Genomic DNA, 24,384 nt, shown 5'->3' on the forward strand with positions numbered 1-24,384 from the left:
AATAATCGTCGAGGGCACGGGGGACCGGCTGCTGTTGTTACAATAGCGGCCAAATATGGATACCCTCATTCAAACCGTCGCGGTCTACGCGCTCCCCGTCCTCTTTGCAATCACCTTGCACGAGGCGGCACACGGCTATATCGCCTATCTGTTTGGCGATCGCACCGCCTATATGCTGGGTCGTGTCAGCGTGAATCCGTCGCGCCACATCGATCCGATGGGCACGATCGTGATGCCGCTTATCCTGTATTTCCTGACCAGCGGGGCCTTTCTGTTCGGGTTTGCCAAGCCGGTACCGGTTAATTTCGGGCAATTGCGCAATCCGCGCTGGCACGGCTTGCTGGTGACACTTGCCGGTCCTGGCTGCAATTTCATTCAGGCGCTGATATGGGCGATCGTCTCGGTCGCGCTGGGGGCGTCCGGCGTGACCGAGCCGTTCTTCGTGCAGATGGCGAACGCCGGGATCATGGTCAACCTGGTGATGTGCATATTCAACCTGTTTCCGCTGCCGCCGCTCGACGGCGGCCGGATCGTGGTGGCATTGCTGCCGCCCAAACAGGGTTATGCCTTCTCGCGCATCGAGCCCTACGGTTTCTACATCGTGATGGCGCTGGTCCTGACGAAATTGCTGACGCGGTACTGGCTATCGCCGCTGATGGACGTATTTTTCGGCGTGATTCGCTTTCTGCTGATGCCCTTGTTGCTGCTGCTGCGCTAAAGCGGGCCAGCCCGGCGCGCACCTGTCCGATTCGGCGCCGATCCCGCGCCATGCAACGTATTGAAACCTTTGCGGATAGGTCTGCGACGCCGAATCCGTTACAATCGCGCATTACCGTTTCGATTCCTCGAATTCCAGAGTGCTATGACCCTTGCTTCCACCGCGCGCGGATCTGACACAGACAGCGGCGCGCATCGCTCCATCCAAGGCAGCATCGTCGCGATCGTCACGCCGATGCAAGAAGATGGCGCCCTCGACCTGCCGGCATTCCGAGCCCTGCTCGACTGGCATGTGGCCGAAGGGACCGACGCCGTCGTCGTCGTGGGCACCAGTGGCGAATCGCCGACGCTGCCGGTCGACGAACATCTGTTGATGATCGAAACCGCGGTCACGCATCTGAATAAACGCTTGCCGGTGATCGCCGGCGCCGGCGGCAATTCGACTGCCGAGGCAATCGAATTGAGCCGTGAGGCGCAGCGTCTGGGCGCGGATGCGACGCTGCAGGTCGTGCCGTACTACAACAAGCCGACGCAGGAAGGCATGTACCGGCATTTCAAGGCGATCGCCGAGGCTGTCGATCTGCCTTCGATTCTGTACAACGTGCCGGGTCGTACCGTTGCCGACATGAGCAACGAGACGGTGGTCCGTCTCGCGGCCGTTCCGGGGATCGTCGGCATCAAGGACGCGACCGGTAATCTGGATCGCGCGGCAGGACTGTTGCGCGACGTGCCGGCCGGTTTCTCGGTATTCAGCGGCGACGACCTTACCGCCGTTGCGCTGATGTGGCTGGGCGGTCAGGGCAATATCTCGGTGACTGCGAACGTCGCACCGCGCGCGATGCATACGCTTTGCGCGTCCGCGATGGCGGGGGATATTGCGACTTCGCGTGCGCTTCACATGAAGTTGCTGGCGCTGCATCGGACGCTGTTCGTCGAGGCGAACCCGATCCCGGTCAAGTGGGCGCTGCAACAGTTGGACAAGATCGCCGGAGGCCTGCGCTTGCCGTTGACGCCTTTCGATGCCCGTTTCCACGAGGATATGCGCTCCGCTATGCGGGACGCTGGCTTGTTGTCGTCTATTTGAGAAGGACCGTATGGAATCGCGTATGAAGCTGAAGGCTTATCGTCCCGCCATGGCGGTGCTGGCGCTGTCGACGGTTGCGTCGCTGTCGGGCTGTGCCGGATTGAAGGACAAGCTGGCGGGGGACAAGGTCGATTATTCGAATGCGACATCGGTGCCGGACCTGAAGGTTCCCGCCGGTCTCGCACAGCCGAAGATCGAAACGCAGTATGTGGCGCCGCCGGTGGCGGCCGTCAACCACGGTCCCCAGATGAGCATCACGCAGGACGGCGCCAAGACAGTCGGTCTGCCGACGGCGCAGGATCCGCTGGGCATGCACGTGGTCAAGGACAGCGACCAGCAATGGCTGATCGTCGATGGCCGCTCGCCGGAAGAGCTGTGGCCGGAACTGAAGACTTTCTGGGCCGATAACGGCTTTGTGATCGCGCTCGATTCGCCGACGACCGGTGTGATGGAGACCGATTGGGCGGAAAACCGCGCGAAGATTCCGCAAGACTGGTTCCGTCGTACCTTCGGCAAGCTGGTGGACGGCATCTACTCGTCGGGCACGCGCGACAAGTTCCGCACCCGTCTGGAACATACGGCGGACGGTGGCACGGCGATCTATATCACGCAGCATGGCATGGTCGAGAAGGACGTCGGCACCGGCAACACATCGACATCGACACGCTGGCAGGACAGCCCGCGCAATCCGCAACTCGAACTGGCGTTCATGGGACGCCTGATGGAGCGCTTCGGTTTGAGCAATGCCCAGGCGAAGCAGTTGATCGTCAGCGCGCGTCCGGCCGATGCCCGTGTCGTCAGCCTGGATACCAGCAGTGGCGCGCCGATACTGCGCGTCAACGAGCCGGTCGATCGTACCTGGCTGCGTGTCGGCCTGGCCTTGGACCGCAGTGATTTCCTGGTCGACGAAAGCAACCAGCAAACGGGTACCTTTGTGGTCCGTTACTCGAATCCGGTCGACGACAATGCGCGCACGTCCGGTATCTTCGGCAAGTTGTTCAAGGGCTCGGCCACCAAGGGCAAGGGCGCGCCGCTGCACGTGGCCGTGCGCCCGGACGCGGCCGGCCGTGCGCAAGTGATGGTGCTCGATACGAACGGCCAGCCGGACGATTCGCGTGAAGCGCGTCGCCTGGTGACGCTGTTGCAGGCGCAATTGAGCTGATGCACCTGGCTGTTTCGGCGCGGATCGCCGCGCTTATCGTCGGCCACCGTGCGCGGGAAGCGGGGCAATGATGCGTTTCTCTAGCCTGGGGAGCGGCAGCGACGGCAACGCGCTTGTCGTCGAACAGACCAGCGGCACCACGACCACTCGTATCTTGTTGGACTGCGGCTTCTCGGCAAAGGAAGCCTCACGTCGATTGGAGCGGGCCGGTTTGAGCGTCGAGGATATCGACGCGATTCTGATTACCCACGAGCATTCCGATCACATCGGCAGTGCGCTGACGTTGTGCCGCAAGTTCGGCATTCCGCTCTACACCAGTTGGGGTACGGCTCAGGCGGTTGGCGCCGTCGGCGATGCTCGCATTACCTTGCACCTTCTGCAATGCGGCGTGCCGATGGCCTTGCGCGATCTTCAGATTCGTCCATACACGGTGCCGCATGACGCGCGCGAGCCGTTGCAATTCGTGTTCTCCGATGGCGCCCGGACCCTGGGCGTCTTGACCGATGCCGGCTGCGGCACCTCGCACATCACGCAGTCCCTGCAAGGCTGCGATGCCTTGGTGCTCGAATGCAATCATGATCGGTCGATGCTTGCCAACAGTCGCTATCATGCGGCATTGAAGGCACGTATCGGCGGCATGCTGGGCCATTTGGCGAACGACAGCGCGGCGGAGATTCTCGCGACACTCGACCATGGTCGCTTGCAGCACCTGGTCGCGGCGCATCTCAGCAAGGAAAACAATCAAGCGGCCTTGGCGCGCGACGCGGTCAATGCGGTGTGGGGCCGTGGCGATGACGACGTGGTGATCGCCACGCAAGACGACGGGTTCGACTGGCTCGCGCTTTGAGTTAGCCGGCAGCGCGTTTGCACCACGGGCCCGCAAAATCAGGACGCAAAAAAACCGGCCGAGGCCGGTTTTTTCTTTGCGTGCGTCACATGCGAACCGCTCGTGCCATGAACGGTCGGTTCGCGATGTGGCGACCGACTTACTGGCTGGCGCCCGAAGCAGCGACGGCTGCCGAAGCTGCCGTATCCGAAGCAGCCGATGCGCTCGAAGCCGCATCTGCTGCCGACGCTGCTGCGTCGCTCGCCGTTGCCGATGCGCTCGATGCAGCGGCGGTTGCGCTCGATGCTGCGACCGAAGCCGAAGCTGCCGCGTCGCTAGCCGCGCTCGCGCTGCTCGTGTCTTCCTTCTTGCCGCAAGCGCCCAGTGCCAATGCCAAAGCCAGCGAACCAGCAACGATGAGAGTCTTGTTCATGATCACGTCCCTTTTATGGTTAAAGTAAGCTACTGCTAAACGACCGTTCGTGTGTACTACTGCACGCTGCCGCGCGTTCCGTGAAATCGGAAACGGTCCGGCAAAAGTGCGTAATCCTGTACGACAGCACAGCGCAAAATTATATGCATTTTACGTAGGGCAGTCGACACCGAGCGGGTGGCTCGGCGCATCTCTTTCGTTCGACGCCTGTCATATCGTGTCTACGATACGACGGTGACATACCACGCTGTCACGACAATCGATCGGTTAAAACGGCCAACCGAATCCAGCCCGCAAGATACCACTCGTGCCACGCCGATACTATCGGAGAATCGTGAGCGAGTGTTACAAAATCGTCAGCTTGCAACGACCGTTGATCGGCGAGTTTCATCAGCAAGTCACGCAGTATTCCGCGCGCTTGTTTGACGGTGGGCGGCACCGCTGAAATCGCCGAACCACGGGCCTTCGCAACCGTTTTCCGCTGCGTCGAAAGTACCGCTTTCGACGATGCATCAAACACGCGTGCCGTAATCGCTTGTGACGATCCGGTGCGCGTCGATGCTGCCTTCGACGTTGCTTTCCCGTCCGCCACGCCTGCCATCATCATCGACCAACGGTCCAACGGCAGCGCTTCACCATTCAAATAGACCTGTCGTTCGTCATAAAGCATGCGCGAGCGACTATCCAGATGCAAACCCTGTGCCAGCATCCGTTTCAAGAAACTGTCTCGGGAAAAACGGCGTCCCGGCGGATCGAAGTACACGTTCATCTTCGGTTCCGTGAGATAGGTCCCCAAGAAGGCGCTGACACTCGCCTGATCCCACGTTACACGGGACAGCAGCGACTGCGTATGCGCGACCAATTGCGCCGGTAGCGCCGCCGGGCGCGAGACGGCGGGCTGCTCGGGATCGCGATAAAGCCGATTGCGCGGACGGACCGCTTTCGATCGAGCGCTTCGTTTCACGGTCTCTGCCTGCGCGTCGGCCAGCGTGTCGGCTGCATCGTCGCTGGCGCGGGCATCGGCAATTTGTTCCGCCAGGGTGTGAAAAAATTGCACGGTCAGTTCGGTTTCATCCGCTGCGCGAAATCCGATCGAACAGGTAATGCATTCACCGATGGCAATGCCGTCATGCGCGATGTGTGGCGGCAGATACAGCATATCGCCCGGGCTCAGCACCCATTCCTGCTCGGGAACGAAGTGCTGCAGAATTTTCATAGGCTGGGCCGGATCGAGGCGCAGATCCGTCTGTTCGCTGATGCGCCAGCGACGTTGTCCCTCGGCCTGCAGCAGGAAGACGTCATAGGAGTCGAAATGCGGGCCGACGCCACCGCCATCTACCGCATAGCTGACCATCAGATCGTCGAGGCGGGCATCCGGGATGAAGCGGAAACGGCGTAGCAGCGCAGCGGCATCGTCGTCGTATAGATCGACGCCTTGCACGAGCAGGGACCAGTCCTTATGGCCGAGCGTCCCTTGGTCCGCTTGCTTGCCGCCGCGGGCCCGACCGCGCGATGGCGAGGCCTGCGCCCGTGGGGCGTCCTCGTCGTGCCAGTCGTCATCGTGCGACGCGGGCGTGGACTCGCGTGGATCGTTATAGAAAGGGCCCGAGGTCAGATGCCAACGCCCGCGTCTGCGTTCCACCAGTCGGGATTCGATGTCATCGTCCTGCGCGAGCAGAAACAGATCGTCGGCGCAGAAGCGACCGGCAATTTCCGGCACTGCCTGGCGAATCAGCAGCGGCTTGCGCTGCCAGTATTCGCGCATGAAGGTCGCGGGGCTGATCCCCCCGAGCAGAGTAAGGGGACGGCGAAGGGACGGGCTCATGATTGGAGGGGGCGAGTCGCAGGGTGGAACATCGATGCCGGAGCGGCCAGGTCGCCTAGCGTATGGGCATATGTCGCATTCGGCATGGCACTTTCGTCGCATACCACGCGGCCGTTCGCCGCGTGCTGGTTTGCCACCGATTCGACGGACCCTCGTGCCGAGAAGACGACGTCGCACGCACGCAAGCAGGGTTTTGTCGCGGTGCGCGGCATGCGGGCACGAGAAAGCCGGTCGGGCATCGTATAATGGGAGTGAAAATCGGAGAACCGAATGAAAATCGCGAAGAACACCGTCGTCGCGCTGAAGTACACACTGTCTGACGCGCAAGGCAATTTGATCGAAGAGAGCGACGAGCCCCTCGTGTACCTGCACGGCGGCTATGATGGCACGTTCCCGAAGATCGAGGAAGCGCTGGACGGGCAAGAGAATGGTTTCGAGGCACAGATCCAGCTCGAGCCCAGCGACGCGTTCGGCGATTACGACCCGGAATTGGTCAAGGTGGAATCGCGCGAGCGCTTCCCCGAGCCACTCGAGGTCGGCATGCAATTCGAGGGTGCGCCCGACGAATCGGATGAAGCCGCCGAGACCTTGATTTATACGGTCACGGACCTCGCCGAAGACAAGGTCGTCCTCGACGGCAACCACCCGCTGGCAGGCATGGCCTTGCGTTTCGCCCTGACCGTCACCGAAGTGCGTGAAGCGACGGACGATGAAATCGAGCATGAGCATGCGCATGGCATCGATGGCCTCGAGGTCGTGGATGAGGATGAGGACGACGAGGACGAAAGCGCGCCGCCGCCGAAGCCGACACTGCACTGAGGTAAGGGCCGGCCGCGCCGTCTAGGGGCGCGGCCGGGCAGTTCTTGCAGTGGGGGGCGGCTTCGGCGTTGCCTAGGGTGACCTTGGTAGTGGCAGCATGATCGGTCGGGTAATCCCATTCAGCGCCGACGTGCCGCTGTTGTCGTCGACGCCGTTTTCCACCGGATCCGCGGGTTCCGGCAGATCCCCGGGCAGCGATGCCGCGTTCGGGGGCATCGCGAGCGCATTGGCCGGTTTCCAGGCAGGCAACGCACCCGATGCCGCAGCGGCAGGATGAAGCACGTCGTGTTCCGACGTGCTTTTTGCATTGGGCGCGCTGAAACGGTTCCCGCCATCATCGCTACCCTCGAATGGCGCGGTGCGCCCCGTGGCGCCCGCGGCATGCGTCGCCATGGCGGTCTCGTCATCCTGACGCTGAAAGCGATAGGCATTGCCGGGCCAGGGGGGCAGTCCCTGATCGTTTCCATTCGCCGATGATGCGGCGGCGGTGCCCGAGCCCGATGCCTGCACCGCGGGTGACGATGCGACGACCGGCATCGCCGTGGGGCGGCCGCCGCCGGATCCGCTTGCGCTTCCCATCGCGCTATCGTTTATGCCTTCGATACCGTCGATCCTTTCGAGCCGGATGCCGAAGCCCGTTGCGCGCGGGACGACCGCGCGCGTTTTGTTGGCGCCATGGCTCCGGGCCGTGCCCGAGGAATGGTTGCGCGTGCTCGCTGCCAACGGCGCAACGGGTCGCACGTCGCGCGCGTTCGGCAAGGTGATACGCAACCATTGTTGCGATCTGGGCGGATTGTCCACCATCACTTGGCGTACATCGTGAAGCGGCACGCCATCAGGCGCACGCGTCAGTGTTTCGACGGCGACGGCGGGCGGCGCCGCGGCATCGCGCTTTTTTCCATGCCGCGCATCGCGACCGTGGATGATCAACACCGGACCATTGAAACGCGCCAACGCCTGAAGCAGGTCGCGGCGAAGCGACGCGTAACCGTCGCGCTCGCGCGGTCGACGGAACCACCAGTCGAACGAAGCCGCCCAATGCGAACGTCCAGGCCGCGATGATGCCGCTTGTGCCGCCGATGACGCAAACCCTGGATCGCCCTCGAAGAGGAACACCAGGCCGCGTGCATGTCGACGCAGCGCATCCGTCACCGCATGATCGATCCAGTTGCGATTGGCCACTTCGCGATCTTCGTATTCGCCATTGCGTCCGCCCCCATCGACGAAATGATTATTGCCGCCTGGAACGTTCAATGTGACGAATACGACACCGTCCTCGATCCATCGCATATTTTCTCGATAGGGCGTGAAAGCGGGCAGCTCGGATTGCCGGATCACGTGCATCGGCGGCGCGCCCAGCGAGACGTTTCCCGAGAGGAACAGATCGCGCACCGTGTCGAGTCGCTCGATCGGATCGAACGAACCGGCACCGGGACGGGCACAGTCGACCCAGTCGCGTACGCCCGGCACGAAAACCACCGGCGCCGGCGTCGCATCGAGCATCGCGCGTCGTCGCGCAAACAAGGCGTTGCCGCAGGACTCGTCGGCACCGCGCACATTGCCGAGATCGACGATGAAGTGGACCTGTCCCTTCTGCGCGATCGATTGCAGTATCCCCTGCGTGTCGCGCTCATTCGTCATCGACGACGGCATATTCGACAGGACTGCGAACGATGTGTCGCCGGGCGCCGGTCGCTCGGAAGTCGTCGAGGTCCGGGGCGTGGCGGTGTCGGCGGCGATAGTCGTGGCACCAGTACCGGCTGCCAGCGCTGGCATCGTCAACGACAATGTCAACATCAACGCCAGCGTAGCGCCAAGCGACGAAAGGGCATTCAGCCGTGCGGCGGAGGACTCGACGGATCCGGGCCAAGCCATTGCGCGCACGAGCGGGGATGTCACGGTGCGACGGGACTGTCGTCGCGAGTGGCAGACGTCCCGTCATACAAGGCGCGCAGCTCGTACAGCAGATCGAGGGCTTCCTTCGGGCGCAGGTCGTCCGGATGGACGGCGGCAAGACGGGCCAACAGCGCCGCGTGCGGCTGCGGCGTGTCGTCCTTCGGACGGCCACCATCGGCACCATCGGTGGCGTAACGGGTGCGGTCCTCGGCGGTTTCCCATTCGACGCGATCCCATTCGGTCTCGTATGCATCGTGCGTTTCACGCGGCGCGAACAGATCGAGTTGCGGCAGGACTTGCCGCGTGTGCCCGGCCGATTGTCGTTCGAGTTCGGTCAAGCGCTTGCGGGCCGAGCGGATCACGGCGGGCGGTACGCCGGCCAATTGCGCGACTTGCAAGCCATAGCTTTGACTTGCCGGTCCTTCCGAGACCGTGTGCAGGAAAACGATGCCCTTGTCGTGCTCGACGGCGCTCAGATGCACGTTCGCGGCCTGTGCGAACTGCTCCGGCAACTGCGTCAATTCGAAGTAATGCGTGGCGAACAAGGTGAAGCAGCGATTGTGCGACAGCAGATGGCGGGCAATCGACCATGCCAGCGCGAGACCGTCGAACGTCGACGTGCCACGGCCGATTTCGTCCATCAGCACCAGGCTGTGATCGCCGGCGTTGTTCAAGATCGCGGCCGCTTCGGTCATCTCGACCATGAAGGTCGAACGGCCGCCGGCAAGATCGTCGGATGCACCGATGCGGGTAAAGATGCGATCGACGGGACCGATCATCGCCCGGTCCGCCGGAACGAAACTGCCGACATAGGCCAGCAGGACAATCAAGGCCGTCTGGCGCATGAATGTCGACTTACCGCCCATGTTCGGCCCGGTCACCAGCAACATCCGGCGTTGATCGGACAGCTGGCAGTCGTTCGCGATGAACTGCTCGATCTGCGCTTCGACCACCGGATGACGGCCCGCGTCGATCTGGAAGCCGGGCGTCTGTACGAGCGACGGCGGCTGCCAGCCCAAGGTCCGCGCCCGTTCCGCGAAAGTGGCCAGCACATCGAGGTGCGCCAGCGCGTCGGCAACGCGTTGGCAGGCGGGAATGTGCGACAGCATCGCGGCGAGCAAGGCCTCGTACAGCAGCTTCTCGCGCGAGAGCGCGCGTTCCTGCGCCGAAAGGGCCTTGTCTTCGAATGCCTTCAGTTCCGGCGTGATGTAGCGCTCGGCGTTCTTCATCGTCTGGCGTCGACGATAATCGTCGGGCACCTTGTCCGTCTGACCGCGGGTCACCTCGATATAGAAGCCATGAACGCGGTTGTATTCGACGCGCAGATTGGCGATGCCGGTGCGGGTCCGCTCGCGGGCTTCCAAGTCGATCAGAAATTGCGAGCAGTTTTCCGAGATATCGCGAAGCTCATCCAGCTGCGCGTCATAGCCGCGCGCGATGACGCCGCCATCGCGGACCATCGCAGCCGGTTCGTCGGCCACGGCGTCGCGCAGCAGGGCGATCGTTTCCAGCGGCGGTGCCAGCGCGCGCAGCAGCGCGGCCAGCAGCGGCAGGCCTGATACATCCGCGTGGGTCGGCTCCGCGTTGGCGTCGATCGCGGCCTCGGCGGACGTATCCACATCGATGTCGGTGGCCGCGCTCAGGGTGACGTGCGGTTCGGACGGTGCGGCATCGCCGGCGGTTTGCGTCGGCGGGGCACGTCGCGGCCAGTGCTCCGGCGCGACAAAGCTGCGTAGCAGATCTTGCAGGACGGGCAGCGCTGCCAGTGTATCGCGCAGGCTGGAGAGGTCGCGCGGCCGTGCGCTTTGCAGCGCGATACGGGCCGTGATGCGCTCGACATCGGCGATGCGCGCCAAGGTTTGACGGATCGTGGCGAATGCCGCTTGTTCGCCGATATGCGGATCTGGAATCGCGCCGATACGTTGCGGATCGAGCAGCGCACCGACGGCGTCGTGCCGGAATTGGGCAATGCGCTGATCGCGCGGGGCATGATGCAACCAGTGCCGCAGCAGTCGGCTTCCCATCGACGATCCGCAGGTATCCAGCAGCGACATCAAGGTCGGTGCATCGGTACCGCGCAGGGTTTCGGTCAATTCGAGATTGCGACGCGTCGCGGGATCGAGGCCGATAAACTCGGCGTCGTGCTCGACCTTCAGCGTTTGGATATGCGTCAGGTCGCGCCCTTGGGTCGCGTTCGCATAAATCAGCAGCGCACCGGCGGCGCCAGCCGCGGCGTGCATTTTCTCGGCGTTGAAGGCATCCAGCGAGACGACGCCTAACTGCTGGCACAAACGCTCCTGACCATTGCGCGGCTCAAAATGCCACGCCGGCACGCGCGTCACCTTACCCGCCGCACCGTTTGCGCCACCGCTGCCGTTCGTCGCGCCGGCACTCGAAAGCGTTGCCGCCCATTCCGGCGGCAGGTCGGCATCCGCGACGAGTGTTTCCGCCGGCCGCACGCGTTCGAGTAGCGCGCCTAGGGCAGCGGGGGGAACCTCGCTCAGGCGCAAGGCGCCGCTGGCGAGGTTCAGCCATGCAATGCCGACGACGGCCGGCTGGCCGCGCTTCGCCGCGATAAACGATAAGGCCATCAAATAGGCGTCACGCTTATCGGCGAGCAGCGCCGCATCGGTCAGTGTTCCCGGGGTGACGACGCGCACGACCTTGCGTTCGACCGGTCCCTTCGATGTCGCCGGGTCACCGATCTGTTCGCAGATCGCGACCGATTCCCCGAGCTTGACGAGCTTGGCCAAGTATTGTTCGACGGCGTGATGCGGCACGCCCGCCATCTTGATGGGCTCGCCGTTCGAATTGCCACGCTGCGTCAGCGTCAAGTCGAGAAGGCGCGCGGCCTTGACCGCGTCCTCATAGAACAGCTCGTAGAAGTCGCCCATCCGGTAGAAGAGCAAGGTCTCCGGATGTCCCTGTTTCAGCGTCCAATATTGACGCATCATCGGCGTGTGGCCCGCCAGGTTGTCCGGGGAAGCGCCTTGATCTGTCACGTTTTTTGCCATGAAGCCTTTCACATCGGTCATCTGCGTCCGGGCGGCTTGCGTGCCGCACGCGACGAATTCCGACATGGTACATCAGGCGCAGCGGGTAACGGCAGTGTTGCGGGAGGATTGGCCGGATGACCAGGGTGCGCAGGCGCCGACACCGCTTATCGAGAGTCGCCGCGCGGCGACGCGTCCCACAGCGCCATCATTTGCGTGATCGATGCATCCAGGACCTCATGCGCCACGCCATCGCGCGCCATCGGCGACAGCCCAAGCAGGAAACCGTCAAACGCAGCGGTCAGGGCCGCGGCGTTCATGCTTGCGGGCAAGCTGCCGTTATCGATCGCCGCTTGGATCCGCGCCGCTAGCCCGGCGCGGGTGCGTTGACGCGACAAAGTCAATGCCGACGTGACGCCGGCGTTTTCGCATGACGTGGCGCTCATCGTGCCCAGCGCCACCATGCAGCCCTTCGGATGCCCACGCTCGCATTGCATCTTGGCCGAGCGACGCAGTGCGGTTTCCACCGCGGCGCGCGGTGTCAATGACGCGTCCCACAGGCAGGCCGTGACCTGTCCATGGGTGGCGAGGTAATGCTGTACCGCCTCTTCGAACAGTGTTTGCTTCGAGCCGAAGGCAGCGTAGAAGCTGGGAGCGGAAATGCCGTCGCCGATCGCCGCCTTCAGCTGCGTGAGGGACGTCGATTCATAGCCATGCTCCCAGAAAAGATGCATGGCCTGGGTCAACGCGGCGTCGCGATCGAACGTGCGTGGGCGACCGGTGCGCGCCATATTGGTCCTCCAACCGTCAGCAGAATGCGTAATAGCGCTAGTTTAGTACTATACGATACAGAAGTCATCCCGCGATGCGGTTTGTGGCGGCTGGCGGTTGGGGTCTGCATGCCGACATAGCCAGGTTTTACCAGAGCACGCCCTTGACCGAGCGGGATGGCGACGGCGCCCGATCGCCGATCGACTCCAGCAGATCGATCTGGATCGTGCGGCAGATCGATGCCATCGGCACGTCGTGCACGTTGTTGCTGAACGGATCCTGCAAGTCGTTGCCCATTTTTTCCATCGTCATCAGCATGAAGCCGACGAGCGTGGAGGCGAGTGGCGTATAGATGCCCAGACTGTCGACGAGGCCCAAAGGCAGGATCACGCAGAATGCCGAAACGAATAGTCGGGGGTATTGCGCATACTGTTTCGGCAGCGGCGTATTGCAAATGCGTTCGAGGCCGCCCTGCGCATTGGACAGATCGACCATCGTGGCTTCCAGGCGTACGCGGTCGAAACGGTTCATCCAGCCTGCGCGCCAGGCTTCCGAGACGTCCTGGCCATGCCGATTCAAAATGGCGTTCGGGACGTTCGTATGGGCGGTCAGATGCCGCTGCTCGTCGAGATCCAGCCCGTCGATATTCGCCAACATGTCGGGCGACCGTTTCTTCAGCAGATGCAGGCGGAGCGCGCTTGCGTAGGCGATCTGCCGAATCACGAGCGTACGACGCAAGCCCCGGCTCTCCGGCGTGTCGACGATCAGCGTCAACGCTTCGCGCGCGAAGCTACGCGATGAATTCACCACGGCGCCCCACAGCGTGCGCGCTTCCCACCAACGCGCGTAGGCGGCGTTATTGCGCAGGCTGAGAAACAACACCAGCGCGGAGCCGAACAACGTGACCGGCAGCGGCGGCAGGTGCAGGCCGATGATATCGGCGTACAGCGTGTACATGACGACGACGAAGACATCCCAGACGAATAGCGACAGCAAATGCCATCCGACATAGTGGAGCAGCGATCGCAGCCGCGAATTTTGCAAAATCACCATGGTCGAGACTCCTGCGCGGTAAGCGGTATGCGGTGCCGCGCCGTCCGGCCCCAGCAGGTGGGGCGAGGCGCGGAAAGGTCAACTGGGTGCTTCGCCGCCGGTTTGAGCGGCAGCGTCGGCCGTGCCACGAATGTCGCTGTACCAGAGGCCTGCGTCGTCTCGCACGGCAATCCGTGGGCTGCCGATATTGAAGACCCAGCCATGGATCTTCAGCGAGCCATCGGCGAGACGTGCGGCAACCGACGGGTGCGTACGGAGATGCGTCAACTGCGTCGAGACGTTTTCGAATGCCAAGGCATCGTGGTCGTGGATCGCTTCCTCGCCGCGCGTCGCCATCAGCACCGAGCGCGCGGACTCGGCATTACGCAACCATGCGCGCACCGTCGGCATCGATTCCGCCAACAACTGCGGGCCCGCGCTCAATGCTTTCATCGCGCCGCAGTTCGTGTGACCGCAGACGATGATGTGGTTCACCTTGAGTGCCAGCACGGCATATTCGATCACCGCCGACACGCCACCCAACATCTCGCCATAAGCCGGCACGATGTTGCCGATATTGCGGCAGACGAAAATTTCGCCCGGACGCGCATTCGTGATCAGCTCCGGCGCGACGCGACTGTCCGCGCACGTAATGAACAAGGTGTGCGGCGCCTGTCCTTCGGACAGCGCTTCGAATTCTTCCCGCTGGGTAAGGAAGGTTTCGTTCTGGAACCGGGCAACGCCATCGAGCAATGATTCGATCGTGTGGTCGCTGCCGCAATGACAGGTGCCGCTGGTGCTATGCGGCGCGGCGGTATCCGCGGCGTTGCCTTGCGCGCCACCGGTCGTGGGCTCCGTGGCAGGGGACATCAGTGCCGAAAATCGGGGTCGGCCAAACTGGAAAGCTTTCACTATCGCTCCTTCGACAAAATGATTGAGGGGGGCGAGTTGATGCAGCGCATCGAGACCACGCGTCGCCGATTGGCTCCGACTCATTCGCGGACGCCCCGGCTTCGCCAGCGCATCAACCTCCGGGATCGGAAGGACCCAATACGTCACGACATCGGTGTGCCGTCGTCTCAATGAATCTCAATATTACCCGGGCTTCAAAAAAACTGTCAGCCATTCGTAAGAAATCTACCAAGGGTTCCGTGTCAAGGATATGAGAAAGGTCGCGATCGTCTTCAGCGACGCCATTCTCTTATTTTTATCCGACCGGTCTTAGCCCTAGCCCGCTTGACAGGGGCACTCAAACGGGGACGCCATCTCTGGCGAATTCCGCGTAGCGCGTTTTCAGTAGGCTGGCAGATATCTCACATTTCGGCTGCATCGCATCGTACGGACAATCCGCGATCGCATTGTCCCTCGCTGTCGGGCGGGACGGGCGGGCAAACCCTCGGTCACTCGGGCACGAAACTCGCGCAATTCGTCTGGCAGCGTCCGACGCTGACGTCCGAGGCAACGACCGCCCAGAGGGCAGAACGTATCGATCGATCCCGCCCGACAAGGCAGATTGTAACGGGAGTTGTGCCGATCCGCTTCTAAAAAAAGCGGGCTATTGGCGCCCAAATAACACCCAATATTGCCGAAATGACCGGTATGTGACGGCATCTTGTTTTTCTGCGGGCGAGGTGTCGTCCTGCGGCGTCGGTTCTCGGGTAAGCCGTCACGCTGGCGCGTATCGGTCCGAAGAGCTGCGCGCAGCAGGCGTGGACGTCAGTGCGGGAAGCGCAGTGCGAACAGGAGAGAAAAAATGGTACGAGAAATTCCGATTCCCATCGATCAGCAGCGTCATTTTGACGCGCATTGCCACGACGATGGGCTACATCCGGACGGCTTCGACGTGCATGCCTACGGCGAAGAAGGGCAGGCCGACAGCCTGGAGATGGCCGTGCGCATCAATAAAACCGAATACAAGTATGCGACGCCGCCGCACGAATACGGGTGGATCGCACGTTTCTTTGCCGATCTGAATCGCGATACGAGGAAGTGGGACGGCTAAAAGCGTGGTCCTCGCCGACTCGCGATGGGGGCGGCGCGTCTTCGCTCGGACCTTTGACGCGTCAAGTGAGGCGGGTGCAATGCGATGGCCGAAGGCGGCGGGGTGAATCAAACGGTTTTCAGGCTTGCTTTCCGACGGCCTGAACCAGGCACTGAGACAGCGAATCGAGGTGCTGCATCGCTGCGGGCGTAAGCGACAACTGCTTGCGGCGCGTATCTTCCGTGTCGAGCAACATAATCCAGCCTTTGGCCCGCATCGACTTCAAGCGACGATGCAACATCGTCGGCGAGCCGAATTCACTCAGCGCGATCATGTCACGCACCGAGAGACGTTCTTGTGCGTCTTGACGGCGGGCAATCAACTGCAGAATGCGTTCCTCCAGCGGATCGAGGGCAGGCAGGGACGGTAGTCCCTTTATGGCTTCCGCAAGGCGAAGAAAGCGTAGGTAGATGTCGGCGGGGCGGCTCAACGTCGTGATCTATAGAAACGTGAATAAGAGGTGTTACAGTGTGTTACTTTTGAATGTGGCGTATGAATGGCGTGCATTCAATTTAAGTCGCCAACGGTAACGGGCAAAACGGTTCCGTCGAGCCCTGAGATTCTACAACGATGAACAACAATCGTCGCGTGTTCGTGACGTCGATTTTCGCTGGCGCCGCGCTGGTACTCGCCGCGCGCGGGCTAAATGTCCTGACATTTGAAGGCCTCAGTGCGGTCCCTGGAAGCGAGTGGATTTCGCTGCCCGCAGGGACCCGGCTGCTCATTGCCCTGGTGCTCGGCGAAGCGGGATTGATCGGGGTCATGATCGGCTCTTGGTGCATTGCCTTCCTCATCCACGGGACGGCGCATCCGTTTCGCGTGTTCTTCTGCGGCATCGCCGCGGCGGTGACCTCGCCCCTCGCGATGCGTCTATCCGGTCAGCACGCGAAATTGGCCAATGCGCTGGAAGGCCTTACGCCATCTGGTCTACTGGGCTTGATCGTGATCAATGCCGCGCTCGGCCCGGTACTGCGCATCACGCTCTGCATCTTTTCCGGCGACCTCGATTATCTGCCCAGCAGACTAGGGCTGATGTTTCTCGGTGACTTGGCCGGCAGCTTGGCCGTCGTCTATGCGCTGAAAATCATGTTGCATTGGGTCGCGCTGCCGAAGCCACCTGCCGAACTCCCGCAATCGAATGCGCAACGCGGTATCGGTAAATAATTAAACGTGGCGCGAGTGCGAAAAACGCGGTGAATCGATTGCTCTGAAAAGGATACCGCGCGACGATTTGTCGCGGGAAAGGTGGCGGATAATGGCGCGGCGAGGGAAGGGTGCGACGTTCGACGCGGGACGCACGCGCCGAACCGATCCGGGATGCCGCCGCCAGAATCAGCGCGCGGGCGCGGGCGCGGCCGCGGTCGAGACGATCGACGCCACGGCGTCGATCAATCGTTGCATATCCGCATCGCTCAGCGCGCCCATCGTCGAGATGCGGAACATCGTCTGGGACAAGACGCCCTGACCGGCATAGATGACAAAGCCAGCGGCTTTGAGCCCGTCATGCAGCGTCGGATAGTCGATGCCTTCCGGCAGGCGGTAACTGCGCAATACGACAGACGACTGCTCGGCCGGTAGCAAGGCCGCGATGCCCAATGTCGCCAGGCCGGCCCGAACGTGTTCGGCGAGGGCCGCATATCGTGCGTGACGCGCAGCCAATCCGCCTTCATCCTCGAACTCTCGCAGCGCTTCGAGCAGCGCGTAGTAGGCGTGCACCGATGGCGTGAAAGGCGTGCCACGTTGCGCTTGCGCGCGCTCCCAGGCCGCGAGGTCGAGATACATCGTTCTAGGATGGCCGGCAGCCAGCGCTTCGTGGCGCGCCAGGACGAAGCAAGCGCCCGGCACGCCATGAAGGCATTTGTTCGCACCGGCGGCGGCGGCGACAATGCCGCCGTTTTCAAAGTCGATCGCTTCGGCGCCGAAACTGCTGACGGCATCCAGCAAGATGCCGATGCCGCGTTGCCGACACAGCCCGCCGATCTTATCCAGCGGGTTCAGGCGGCCCGTCGTCGTTTCATGATGTACCACCGCGACATGCGTGATGGCCGGTGTGGCATCAAGTCGCGCCGTCAAGGCGGCGAGATCGATGTCCGCACCCCATTCACCGTGCAGCGCCTCAGACGCAATCCCGTGGCGCGTGGCGATGGCGCTGATCCGCTCGCCATATACGCCGTTTTCGATGACGAGCAAACGCCCGTCGGCGGGGATCAGCGACGAGATCATCGCTTCCACCGCCGCCGTTCCCGAGCCCGTCAGCAGCACGGGTGCCCATTGCGTGGCGGGCAGATCATAGACGCGCAAAAGGCGCGCACGCGCCTCGTCCTGAAGATCGAAGAATTCGCTTTCGCGGTGGCACAGGTCCGGTTGCAGCAAGGCGCGTCGCACGCGCTCCGACAAAGTGACCGGGCCGGGATTCAGCAGCAGCGGTGCGGGCCGATCGCTGGCGGTGGCCGTGGTGCCGGCGACGGGGGCAGGTGTCGGTGCATTCATTGGTTCGCTCCCGATGCTTCCGCGGCAATCGTCGTGGTGATGCCGAGGTAGTGCTGCAGACGTGCGCGAACCTGACGGGGCGTGACGGACGGGCGCGGCAGCGTTTCGGGGCTGCCCGGGCGCGTGAAGATACGCAGGAAGCGCGCCCCCACGGGTTGCGCGCCGGCATCGCGCGACGGCGTCTCGGCCGCGACGTCATCGCCGGCGATCCAGCGCTCGATGACGTCGAGGTCGTCGCTGTCGGCGGCGCTGGCGTAACCGCAGGCGGCGGCAATCTGCGCGAATCCGACGCCGGCCGAGACAGTGGCCTGGCCGCCGGTCGAATCGTGCGCGCCGTTATCGAGGAGCAGATGCAGCAGATTGCTGCTGCCGTACGTGCCGACCGTCGCAAACAGGCCCATTCGCATCAGTGCCGCACCGTCACCATCAATGGCGATCACGCGAACGTCCGGTCGCGCGCGGGCCAGGCCGAGGCCGAGCGTGGCGATGCAGCCCATCGAGCCGACCATGTACAACTGATTGGCGCGATCATCAAGCGCGTACAGTTCGCGACCGGTAAAGCCGGTGGTGGCCAGGACGACGGTTTTCGTCGGCGCGGACGTGACGGTCCCTGCCGGCGATTCGGACTGTAGCGGCGATGCCGCCGCGACACGACGCAGCGCATCGGTGCGGCTGCCGCGCGAGGCGATCGGCAGCAGCGTATCCGGTTCGGCATCGCCGTTGCTGCGGTAGGCCGTCTCTGGAACACACATCGGGCGCGGCGTCGGGGCGCCGCTGCCTTGCAGCGGGAAGGGCGCGACGCTGCCCTTTTTCATCAGCAAGGCGTAGGGCTTGCCGGTGGCGTCCATATGGGCGCAGGCGCGATCGAGCACGGCGTCGACTTCGGCGGGATCGGTGGGGAACAGTTCCCAGGCGACGTCCATCGTGTCGAGCATCGTCGGCGTGATCGGTCCCATCAAGGCGTGCTGCGGTTCGTCCGATGCACCGCCCGGCTCACCGCGCCAGGTGATGATCAGCAATTGCGGCAGCCCGAAGGTCCAGGTCAGCGAGGTCAAGGGACTGACCGCATTGCCCAAGCCGGAATTCTGCATCATCGTGACGGCCCGCTCGCCGCCCAGCGCCACGCCGGCGCTGATGGCCACCGCGTCGCCTTCGTTCGCCGCACCGATGTAATCGAGCGAGGCGTCCTGGATGACATAGTTGATGAACGGTGTCAGATAGGAGCACGGCACGCCGGCATACCGGCTGAAACCACGTGCGCGTGCCGCTTCGACGAATTGCGCCGCCTCGATCGAGCGCGACGCCGTCGTGGCGGGCATCCCGTTGGCTGATGCCGCGCTTGCGCTCACGGGCGACAGATCAGGCATGGTCCGTTCCCCGTGCGTCGGAGGCCGACACCGATCCGATCGGCTGCTGACCATGGGCGAATTCGCCGGCACGGCGGAAATCTTCCAGATCGTTGACGCCGCGCCAGTGGCCATGCACGTACAGCACCCGCACCGCGTGGCCGGTTTCGGTCAGCGCGTTCAGCAAGGCGGGCATGCCCAGCGTGCTGAAATCGGCGCGCTCGCGCAGCGTTCCCAATACCGCCTTCACCTTCGCACGGCCCTCGCCACGCACGCTGAGCATGCCGATCCAACGGCCCGACGGCGCGCCGGTAGCGGCAGCCGGGGCCTGGGCGCCAGTCGGCACATTGCCGATATGGCGCAGACTCACGTTCTGACCAAACAGACCGCGATCGTCCGGCGCCGAGCACCATGCCAGATCGGTGCCCGAATCGGCTTGCGACGAATCCACCACGACGCAGATCTCGGCATCCTGTTGCAGCAGGTCTTTCAGGATGTACTGGCGGAACAGCAGGTCGCCATAGGTGACGAACAGATCGCTCTCGAACAGCGGACCGGCATCGGCTGCCGCTGCCAGGGAGACCAGTTCGCCGCTGTTGGCGTATTGCGCGTTCAGTACCTTCTTGATGCCCGGCGTGTCGATCGCTTCGGCTTTATAGCCGGCCACGACGGTGATTTCGTTGATCGCTTCCTTCTTGAAGGCATCGACGAGCCAGCGCATCAGCGGCTTGCCGCCCACCGGCAGCATGACCTTCGGCTTGTCGAGCGTCAGCGACTCGAGGCCATCCCCGCGACTGGCCGCGAGGACGACCGCGCGCGGCGCCGGACGGCTGGGAGCGAAATAGCGCTTCTCGGCCGCGCTGTATTCGTCCGCGCCCTGCAGACGGAAAATTTCGTCGACGGTCGTGACGCGGTCTTCGATTTCGATCAGCGTTTCGCTGTCGTGGATCTCTTTGGCCGTTGCCTGCATCGCCGGAATCGACGCGCGCAGCAAGTGGTTCGCCCAGATGATCAGGCTGATATTGGCCCGACGGAAGACATCGGTCGGCGTGCTGTAGTACTTCGTCGGCACGATGACGAGCGGGCAGCGGTCGGCCCACTCCTTCGCGAACGTGACGATCTCGTCGGCCTTGGCGCGCTTGCTGTGGATCAGGATCGCGTCGGCGCCAGCGCGGTGATAGGCCTCGGCGCGGCGCAGCGCTTCGTCCATGCCCCAACCCGAGATCAGCGCTTCCACGCGCGCGACGATGCTGAAGTCCGGATCGCTTTGCGAATCCTTACCGGCCTTGATCTTGCCGCAGAATTCGTCGACGTCGGCAAGCGGCTGGCGATCGCCGTCGATAAAGCTGTTGGTCTTCGGGAACAGCTTGTCCTCGATACAGACGCCGGCGATGCTGCGCTGTTCCAGCTTATGGATCAGGCGGCGGAAGTTGTTGAAGTTGCCATAGCCCGTATCGCCATCCAGCAAGATCGGCAGCGAGCTGGCGTCCGACATGAATTCCAACATGTCGACAACCTGCGTCCAACTGGCTTCGTTATTATCGCGGACGCCGAATTGGGCCGACATCGTCAGACCCGACGCCCAGATGCCCTTGAAACCCGCTTCCTCGACGATCTTCGCGCTGACGCCGTTATGCGCCTCCATGATGAATTCGAGTTGCGAGCTAGTCAGCATCCGGCGCAACTGCGCGGCGCGCGATAGCGGCGCCGATGCGTTGCCGGAAGCGTTGAGAGAAGCGTTGGTCGGTGCGTTCATGGTCGGCATTCAGATGACAGGTTGAAGGAGCGGCAGGATGATGTCGCGCGCACGCGCCACATCCACCGGGAAGTCGATTTCAAGCCAGGGCAGGCCGGTGGCGTCGGCTGCGGTAAAGTGCTCGCCGTGTTCGAGCAACAGGTCGCGCACCGCTTCTTCGTGCGGTGCACTGCCACGACCGTCCGCGACATAGGCGCGACATAGGGCGGCCAACTGCGCGGCGCGCGTCGGCGAGAAACGGAAGAAACCGACCGATTCGCCCACGGTGTCGTAGACCAGTCCTTCGGCGACTTTCTTGCGTAATTCGACCGGACGACCTTCGCGAAGGCAAAGTTTGACCGGCTCGTCGCCGGGCTCGAAGCCACGATCGATCAATAGTCGGTCTGCATGCCGCGGCGATTCGCCCGCTTGCCGCGCGTCGTCACCGACCAGCGCATCGAGCATCCGGCCGTCGTACAGGACATCGGCATCCATGACGAGGACGTCGTAGGGCGCATCGATCATCTGGTCGGCCGCGGCGGCAAGGCTCACGACACTGCCCAAGGTGTATTGTGGATTCAAGACCAGCGCGGGACGAGGTTGCCAATCCAGACGCTCGATTTCGGCCGCGATCTGCTGGTGTTCATGTCCGACGACGACGGTAATGTCGGTGATGCCGACGGCGTGGAGCAGATGCAGGTGCCGTTCGAGGAGCGTCATCGACGGCGCGGGCGTACCACCGTCCGACGACACCGGGGCGAAGCGCAACAGGCATTTTGGGGGCGGCGTCGTGTCGACAGGCGCGCTATGTGCGGTGCCCGACTGATCCGGGAGCGTTCCGGCGACCGCGGTGGCGGGCTTGTCCGAACCGATGCCGGCCAAACCCAGGCGTTGGCCGATTCCGGCGGCGAGAATGATGGCGCGCATGCTTATTAAGACGACGAGCTAGGATAAGGAATGACCCAGTGCGTTCCTGTCTCACTGCCCATGGTGCAACGGTGTTAGACAGTTTTGAGACGGGCGCGTGGGTCGAGTAATCCGGGATGATACTGCCAGGGCTCGGATCGTGCTGGAAACTGCGAGGCTGCGATGGATCGATATACGATGCGCTGCCGGCCAGGCGTCAGTCGACTGGTGGCAACGTGCTCAGGACCGGCTTCGGCATGTCGCGCTGCAACGCGCGTTCCTGCCAGTGCCAATAGAGTAAGCCCGGCAGTCCCAGCAGCAGTTCGCGCGCGCGCTTGCACAGGGACAGGGCGATGGCCGTATCGGGCGCGACGCCGAGCAGCGGCGCGAGCAGTAGCAGTCCCCCTTCCTGTACGCCCAGTGCACCGGGAATCGCAAATGCGGCGCCACGCACCGCCTGGCCGAGGCTTTCGAGTGCGAAGGCTTCGGCCCAGCCGATGGGATGTCCAATGAACCGCAACGCCAGCCAGACCTCGCCGGTACCGACAATCCAGCCGACGAGGTTCAACGCGAAACAGGCGCGAACCGCCGGCGCGTGGGTATAGACGGCGCCGATCCGCTGGTCGAGGCGCGCCGCGGCGGCCAACCAGGCGGGGCGCGCGCGACCATACCGGGTGCGCGCTAGACCGGAGGCAAGCCAGGTGAACAGGCCGCGCCGCTGTGCCTTGTAGAAGCCGATGCCGATGGCCGCGAAGACGGCGATCGCGATGAGCAACGGCCAGGTCAGTGCATGGCGGCCGACGTGGAGCGCCAGCACGATGATGCCGAGAATGGCGAAAGCGCCTTGGGCGAACATCTGCTGCGTGGTGGCGACGGTGACGATGGCGCCGGCATCCGCCACGTCATAGGCGCGGCCGATCGATGGCGTATCGGCAGAATTCGCGCGCGCGGTCGCCGTCGCCGTCGCATTCGTCGCGCCCTGAGGCGACGGACCGGTACGACGCGACAGCAGGCGGGCCATGACGACGGGGCCGCCCATCTGTCCGGCGGGCATCAGGCTGTTGACCGATTCGCAGGCCCAGCGCGCCCCGACGACGCGCCAGAACGAAGGCGGCGCTGGCGCGGCATCAGGGCGCGCGTTTCCGGACGCGGGGCGGTAGGGCGTGCGCGACGGCAGCAATACCGCGGCGGCCGCGCCGTCCAGCAGCAGCGGCAGCAGATGGAACAGCGCGACGACGACGATGCCCCAGCCTGCGGCGAGGAAAGTCTGGGCGATCAATCCCACACCCCGCCAGGCGAGCAGTGCGACGAACAGTAACAGCCCGATCGTCAGCGCGACAAAGGCGGAGCGTTTCATGGTGGTATCTACGGGCGGCTGGGCTCAGCGCGGGCCCTTGCGGCGGAATACCTGTTTGAAACCGAAGTAGGCGACCGCGTCCTTCATGTTCGAGATAAAGCGCTGCCACTGTCCCATTCTCGGGTCGGTCACATATTCGAACGTCAGCGATACGCGTTCCTCTCCGTCGCCCAGGGGCGTGATGCGGTGAGACAGCGTATCGCCATCGAAGAACACCAGGGCGCCGGGGTTCAGGCCGATCGACCCTTCCAAATCAGGTGTTCGCGGCCGCGAGGCGTCGCGTGTATGCAGTTTGTATTCGAGCTTGCTGGACGATTCGTCCAAGACGCCCAAGAGTACGGTATATCGCCGGCCTTTGTAGTAGGACGTGTCGTAATGCCAGCCGATGTGGTCGCCCGGTTCCGTATAGAAATACAGCGCGTAGGCGTGCGGATCGCTCTCCGGCGAAGGCATCAGCGGTTCGCCGGCCATGGTCTCGAGCCAGCCGATCAGCGCGGGCGAGCGATACAACTCGGCAATCACCGGCGCCAGGCGATCGATCGTATAGCGGCTGACGCTGCCGCCTTTCTTGTGTCCCGGGAGGTAATTCCGGTTCATCTCGACGCGCGCTGCCTGCATGCCGTCGATGACCGCCTGGGTCAGCGTCGGCGGCAGAAAATCGCGGAGAAACAGAAATTTGCCTTGCTCGACGAATTCACCGCGCAGCGACGGGTCGTCGAGCAGGCGCAAGCGGTCGGGCAGCAGCGCGACAGCCGAGGCGTTCGGCGTGGTTGCATCGATCTGAACGCCTGGCGCGACATAAGTCGTGCCACGTGCGGGCGGCGTTTTCGGGGAGCGGGAAGAGGGGGAAACAGAGGACATGGGAGCCGCCCTTGATCGATGAACGAGATGCGCAATTATCTTGAAATGCCAGCCGTGGGGCGCCGCCCGCTTGCGAGGGGTAGGCGACGA

21 protein-coding genes are annotated in these 24,384 nt (G+C 63.3%); 8 read left to right on the top strand and 13 right to left on the bottom strand.

Features of this window, described 5'->3' with window-relative positions; translation table 11 throughout:
• Positions 1–55 precede the first annotated feature (55 nt).
• The 5 genes from ABEG21_RS07430 to ABEG21_RS07450 all read left to right on the top strand — a co-directional run bounded on the left by ABEG21_RS07430 (position 56) and on the right by ABEG21_RS07450 (position 4,250).
• A complete protein-coding gene (locus ABEG21_RS07430) occupies positions 56–718 on the top strand; it encodes a site-2 protease family protein (RefSeq protein ID WP_347554032.1) in 663 nt (220 codons plus the stop codon).
• Positions 719–862: 144 nt separating this feature from the next.
• Complete coding sequence (gene dapA / locus ABEG21_RS07435; RefSeq protein WP_347554033.1) at positions 863–1,801, top strand: 4-hydroxy-tetrahydrodipicolinate synthase; 939 nt, start codon at positions 863–865, stop codon at positions 1,799–1,801.
• Positions 1,802–1,823: 22 nt separating this feature from the next.
• A complete protein-coding gene (bamC, locus tag ABEG21_RS07440) occupies positions 1,824–2,963 on the top strand; it encodes an outer membrane protein assembly factor BamC (protein ID WP_347554034.1) in 1,140 nt (379 codons plus the stop codon).
• 70 nt (positions 2,964–3,033) lie between these two features.
• Positions 3,034–3,810 (top strand): MBL fold metallo-hydrolase, encoded by a 777-nt coding sequence (locus ABEG21_RS07445; RefSeq protein WP_347556671.1) that lies wholly within the window; start codon positions 3,034–3,036, stop codon positions 3,808–3,810.
• 107 nt (positions 3,811–3,917) lie between these two features.
• Positions 3,918–4,250 carry a hypothetical protein gene (locus tag ABEG21_RS07450; protein WP_347554035.1) on the top strand — a complete coding sequence of 111 codons (333 nt, stop codon included), beginning with the start codon at positions 3,918–3,920 and terminating at the stop codon, positions 4,248–4,250.
• A 222-nt stretch (positions 4,251–4,472) separates the two neighbouring features.
• Here ABEG21_RS07450 and ABEG21_RS07455 read toward each other — a convergent pair whose 3' ends face one another.
• On the bottom strand, positions 4,473–5,987 hold the full coding sequence (locus ABEG21_RS07455; RefSeq protein WP_347554036.1) for a cupin domain-containing protein: 1,515 nt from the start codon (positions 5,985–5,987) through the stop codon (positions 4,473–4,475).
• A gap of 330 nt (positions 5,988–6,317) precedes the next feature.
• On the opposite strand from ABEG21_RS07455, the gene ABEG21_RS07460 reads away from it, so the two are divergent.
• Complete coding sequence (locus ABEG21_RS07460; RefSeq protein ID WP_347554037.1) at positions 6,318–6,866, top strand: peptidylprolyl isomerase; 549 nt, start codon at positions 6,318–6,320, stop codon at positions 6,864–6,866.
• A gap of 72 nt (positions 6,867–6,938) precedes the next feature.
• Here ABEG21_RS07460 and ABEG21_RS07465 read toward each other — a convergent pair whose 3' ends face one another.
• The 5 genes from ABEG21_RS07465 to ABEG21_RS07485 form a co-directional block, all read right to left on the bottom strand.
• A complete protein-coding gene (locus tag ABEG21_RS07465; RefSeq protein WP_347554038.1) occupies positions 6,939–8,741 on the bottom strand; it encodes a hypothetical protein in 1,803 nt (600 codons plus the stop codon).
• A 20-nt stretch (positions 8,742–8,761) separates the two neighbouring features.
• Positions 8,762–11,776: a DNA mismatch repair protein MutS gene (mutS, locus tag ABEG21_RS07470; protein WP_347556672.1), complete on the bottom strand. Its 3,015-nt coding sequence runs from the start codon at positions 11,774–11,776 to the stop codon at positions 8,762–8,764.
• A gap of 146 nt (positions 11,777–11,922) precedes the next feature.
• The gene (locus ABEG21_RS07475) at positions 11,923–12,546 is read right to left on the bottom strand and encodes a TetR/AcrR family transcriptional regulator (RefSeq protein ID WP_347554039.1); all 624 of its coding nucleotides are present in this window, start codon (positions 12,544–12,546) and stop codon (positions 11,923–11,925) included.
• 127 nt (positions 12,547–12,673) lie between these two features.
• Complete coding sequence (locus tag ABEG21_RS07480; protein WP_347554040.1) at positions 12,674–13,579, bottom strand: bestrophin family ion channel; 906 nt, start codon at positions 13,577–13,579, stop codon at positions 12,674–12,676.
• Positions 13,580–13,657: 78 nt separating this feature from the next.
• Complete coding sequence (locus tag ABEG21_RS07485) at positions 13,658–14,428, bottom strand: carbonic anhydrase (RefSeq protein WP_347554041.1); 771 nt, start codon at positions 14,426–14,428, stop codon at positions 13,658–13,660.
• 883 nt (positions 14,429–15,311) lie between these two features.
• Between ABEG21_RS07485 and ABEG21_RS07490 the strand changes: the two genes are divergently transcribed.
• A complete protein-coding gene (locus tag ABEG21_RS07490; RefSeq protein ID WP_347554042.1) occupies positions 15,312–15,560 on the top strand; it encodes a hypothetical protein in 249 nt (82 codons plus the stop codon).
• 118 nt (positions 15,561–15,678) lie between these two features.
• Here the strand turns inward: ABEG21_RS07490 and ABEG21_RS07495 are convergent, their stop codons facing one another.
• Positions 15,679–16,029: a winged helix-turn-helix domain-containing protein gene (locus ABEG21_RS07495; RefSeq protein ID WP_347554043.1), complete on the bottom strand. Its 351-nt coding sequence runs from the start codon at positions 16,027–16,029 to the stop codon at positions 15,679–15,681.
• A 140-nt stretch (positions 16,030–16,169) separates the two neighbouring features.
• On the opposite strand from ABEG21_RS07495, the gene ABEG21_RS07500 reads away from it, so the two are divergent.
• The gene (locus tag ABEG21_RS07500) at positions 16,170–16,763 is read left to right on the top strand and encodes a hypothetical protein (protein WP_347554044.1); all 594 of its coding nucleotides are present in this window, start codon (positions 16,170–16,172) and stop codon (positions 16,761–16,763) included.
• A gap of 168 nt (positions 16,764–16,931) precedes the next feature.
• On the opposite strand, the gene ABEG21_RS07505 is transcribed toward ABEG21_RS07500, so the two are convergent.
• From ABEG21_RS07505 to ABEG21_RS07530, 6 genes are all read right to left on the bottom strand, one after another.
• Complete coding sequence (locus tag ABEG21_RS07505) at positions 16,932–18,089, bottom strand: 2-aminoethylphosphonate aminotransferase (protein WP_347554045.1); 1,158 nt, start codon at positions 18,087–18,089, stop codon at positions 16,932–16,934.
• The gene (aepY, locus tag ABEG21_RS07510) at positions 18,086–19,408 is read right to left on the bottom strand and encodes a phosphonopyruvate decarboxylase (RefSeq protein WP_347556673.1); all 1,323 of its coding nucleotides are present in this window, start codon (positions 19,406–19,408) and stop codon (positions 18,086–18,088) included. Before aepY ends, ABEG21_RS07505 begins: the two co-directional genes overlap by 4 nt.
• Positions 19,409–19,448: 40 nt before the next feature.
• Positions 19,449–21,191 (bottom strand): phosphoenolpyruvate mutase, encoded by a 1,743-nt coding sequence (aepX, locus tag ABEG21_RS07515; protein WP_347554046.1) that lies wholly within the window; start codon positions 21,189–21,191, stop codon positions 19,449–19,451.
• A gap of 9 nt (positions 21,192–21,200) precedes the next feature.
• Positions 21,201–22,097 (bottom strand): NTP transferase domain-containing protein, encoded by an 897-nt coding sequence (locus ABEG21_RS07520; protein WP_347554047.1) that lies wholly within the window; start codon positions 22,095–22,097, stop codon positions 21,201–21,203.
• Between the two features lie 196 nt (positions 22,098–22,293).
• A complete protein-coding gene (locus ABEG21_RS07525) occupies positions 22,294–23,433 on the bottom strand; it encodes a lysylphosphatidylglycerol synthase domain-containing protein (RefSeq protein WP_347554048.1) in 1,140 nt (379 codons plus the stop codon).
• A gap of 24 nt (positions 23,434–23,457) precedes the next feature.
• Positions 23,458–24,294, bottom strand: a complete 837-nt coding sequence (locus ABEG21_RS07530; RefSeq protein ID WP_347554049.1) for a 2OG-Fe(II) oxygenase — start codon at positions 24,292–24,294, stop codon at positions 23,458–23,460.
• Positions 24,295–24,384: the final 90 nt, after the last annotated feature.

Origin of the sequence: Robbsia sp. KACC 23696, from assembly GCF_039852015.1 — a bacterium.
In the GTDB taxonomy this organism is placed as follows: Bacteria; Pseudomonadota; Gammaproteobacteria; order Burkholderiales; family Burkholderiaceae; genus Robbsia.

Bases quoted from the DNA above. Each gene is read 5' to 3' on its own strand.
- ABEG21_RS07500 (WP_347554044.1), top strand. From the start codon at position 16,170: ATGAACAACAATCGTCGCGTGTTCGTGACGTCGATTTTCGCTGGCGCC.
- ABEG21_RS07455 (WP_347554036.1), bottom strand. From the start codon at position 5,987: ATGCGCGAATACTGGCAGCGCAAGCCGCTGCTGATTCGCCAGGCAGTG.
- mutS (WP_347556672.1), bottom strand. From the start codon at position 11,776: ATGGCAAAAAACGTGACAGATCAAGGCGCTTCCCCGGACAACCTGGCG.
- dapA (WP_347554033.1), top strand. From the start codon at position 863: ATGACCCTTGCTTCCACCGCGCGCGGATCTGACACAGACAGCGGCGCG.
- aepX (WP_347554046.1), bottom strand. From the start codon at position 21,191: ATGAACGCACCGACCAACGCTTCTCTCAACGCTTCCGGCAACGCATCG.
- ABEG21_RS07485 (WP_347554041.1), bottom strand. From the start codon at position 14,428: ATGTCCCCTGCCACGGAGCCCACGACCGGTGGCGCGCAAGGCAACGCC.
- bamC (WP_347554034.1), top strand. From the start codon at position 1,824: ATGAAGCTGAAGGCTTATCGTCCCGCCATGGCGGTGCTGGCGCTGTCG.
- ABEG21_RS07490 (WP_347554042.1), top strand. From the start codon at position 15,312: ATGGTACGAGAAATTCCGATTCCCATCGATCAGCAGCGTCATTTTGAC.
- aepY (WP_347556673.1), bottom strand. From the start codon at position 19,408: ATGCCCGCCACGACGGCGTCGCGCTCGATCGAGGCGGCGCAATTCGTC.
- ABEG21_RS07475 (WP_347554039.1), bottom strand. From the start codon at position 12,546: ATGGCGCGCACCGGTCGCCCACGCACGTTCGATCGCGACGCCGCGTTG.
- ABEG21_RS07465 (WP_347554038.1), bottom strand. From the start codon at position 8,741: ATGGCTTGGCCCGGATCCGTCGAGTCCTCCGCCGCACGGCTGAATGCC.
- ABEG21_RS07525 (WP_347554048.1), bottom strand. From the start codon at position 23,433: ATGAAACGCTCCGCCTTTGTCGCGCTGACGATCGGGCTGTTACTGTTC.
- ABEG21_RS07450 (WP_347554035.1), top strand. From the start codon at position 3,918: ATGAACGGTCGGTTCGCGATGTGGCGACCGACTTACTGGCTGGCGCCC.
- ABEG21_RS07530 (WP_347554049.1), bottom strand. From the start codon at position 24,294: ATGTCCTCTGTTTCCCCCTCTTCCCGCTCCCCGAAAACGCCGCCCGCA.
- ABEG21_RS07505 (WP_347554045.1), bottom strand. From the start codon at position 18,089: ATGAATGCACCGACACCTGCCCCCGTCGCCGGCACCACGGCCACCGCC.
- ABEG21_RS07460 (WP_347554037.1), top strand. From the start codon at position 6,318: ATGAAAATCGCGAAGAACACCGTCGTCGCGCTGAAGTACACACTGTCT.
- ABEG21_RS07520 (WP_347554047.1), bottom strand. From the start codon at position 22,097: ATGCGCGCCATCATTCTCGCCGCCGGAATCGGCCAACGCCTGGGTTTG.
- ABEG21_RS07480 (WP_347554040.1), bottom strand. From the start codon at position 13,579: ATGGTGATTTTGCAAAATTCGCGGCTGCGATCGCTGCTCCACTATGTC.
- ABEG21_RS07430 (WP_347554032.1), top strand. From the start codon at position 56: ATGGATACCCTCATTCAAACCGTCGCGGTCTACGCGCTCCCCGTCCTC.
- ABEG21_RS07445 (WP_347556671.1), top strand. From the start codon at position 3,034: ATGCGTTTCTCTAGCCTGGGGAGCGGCAGCGACGGCAACGCGCTTGTC.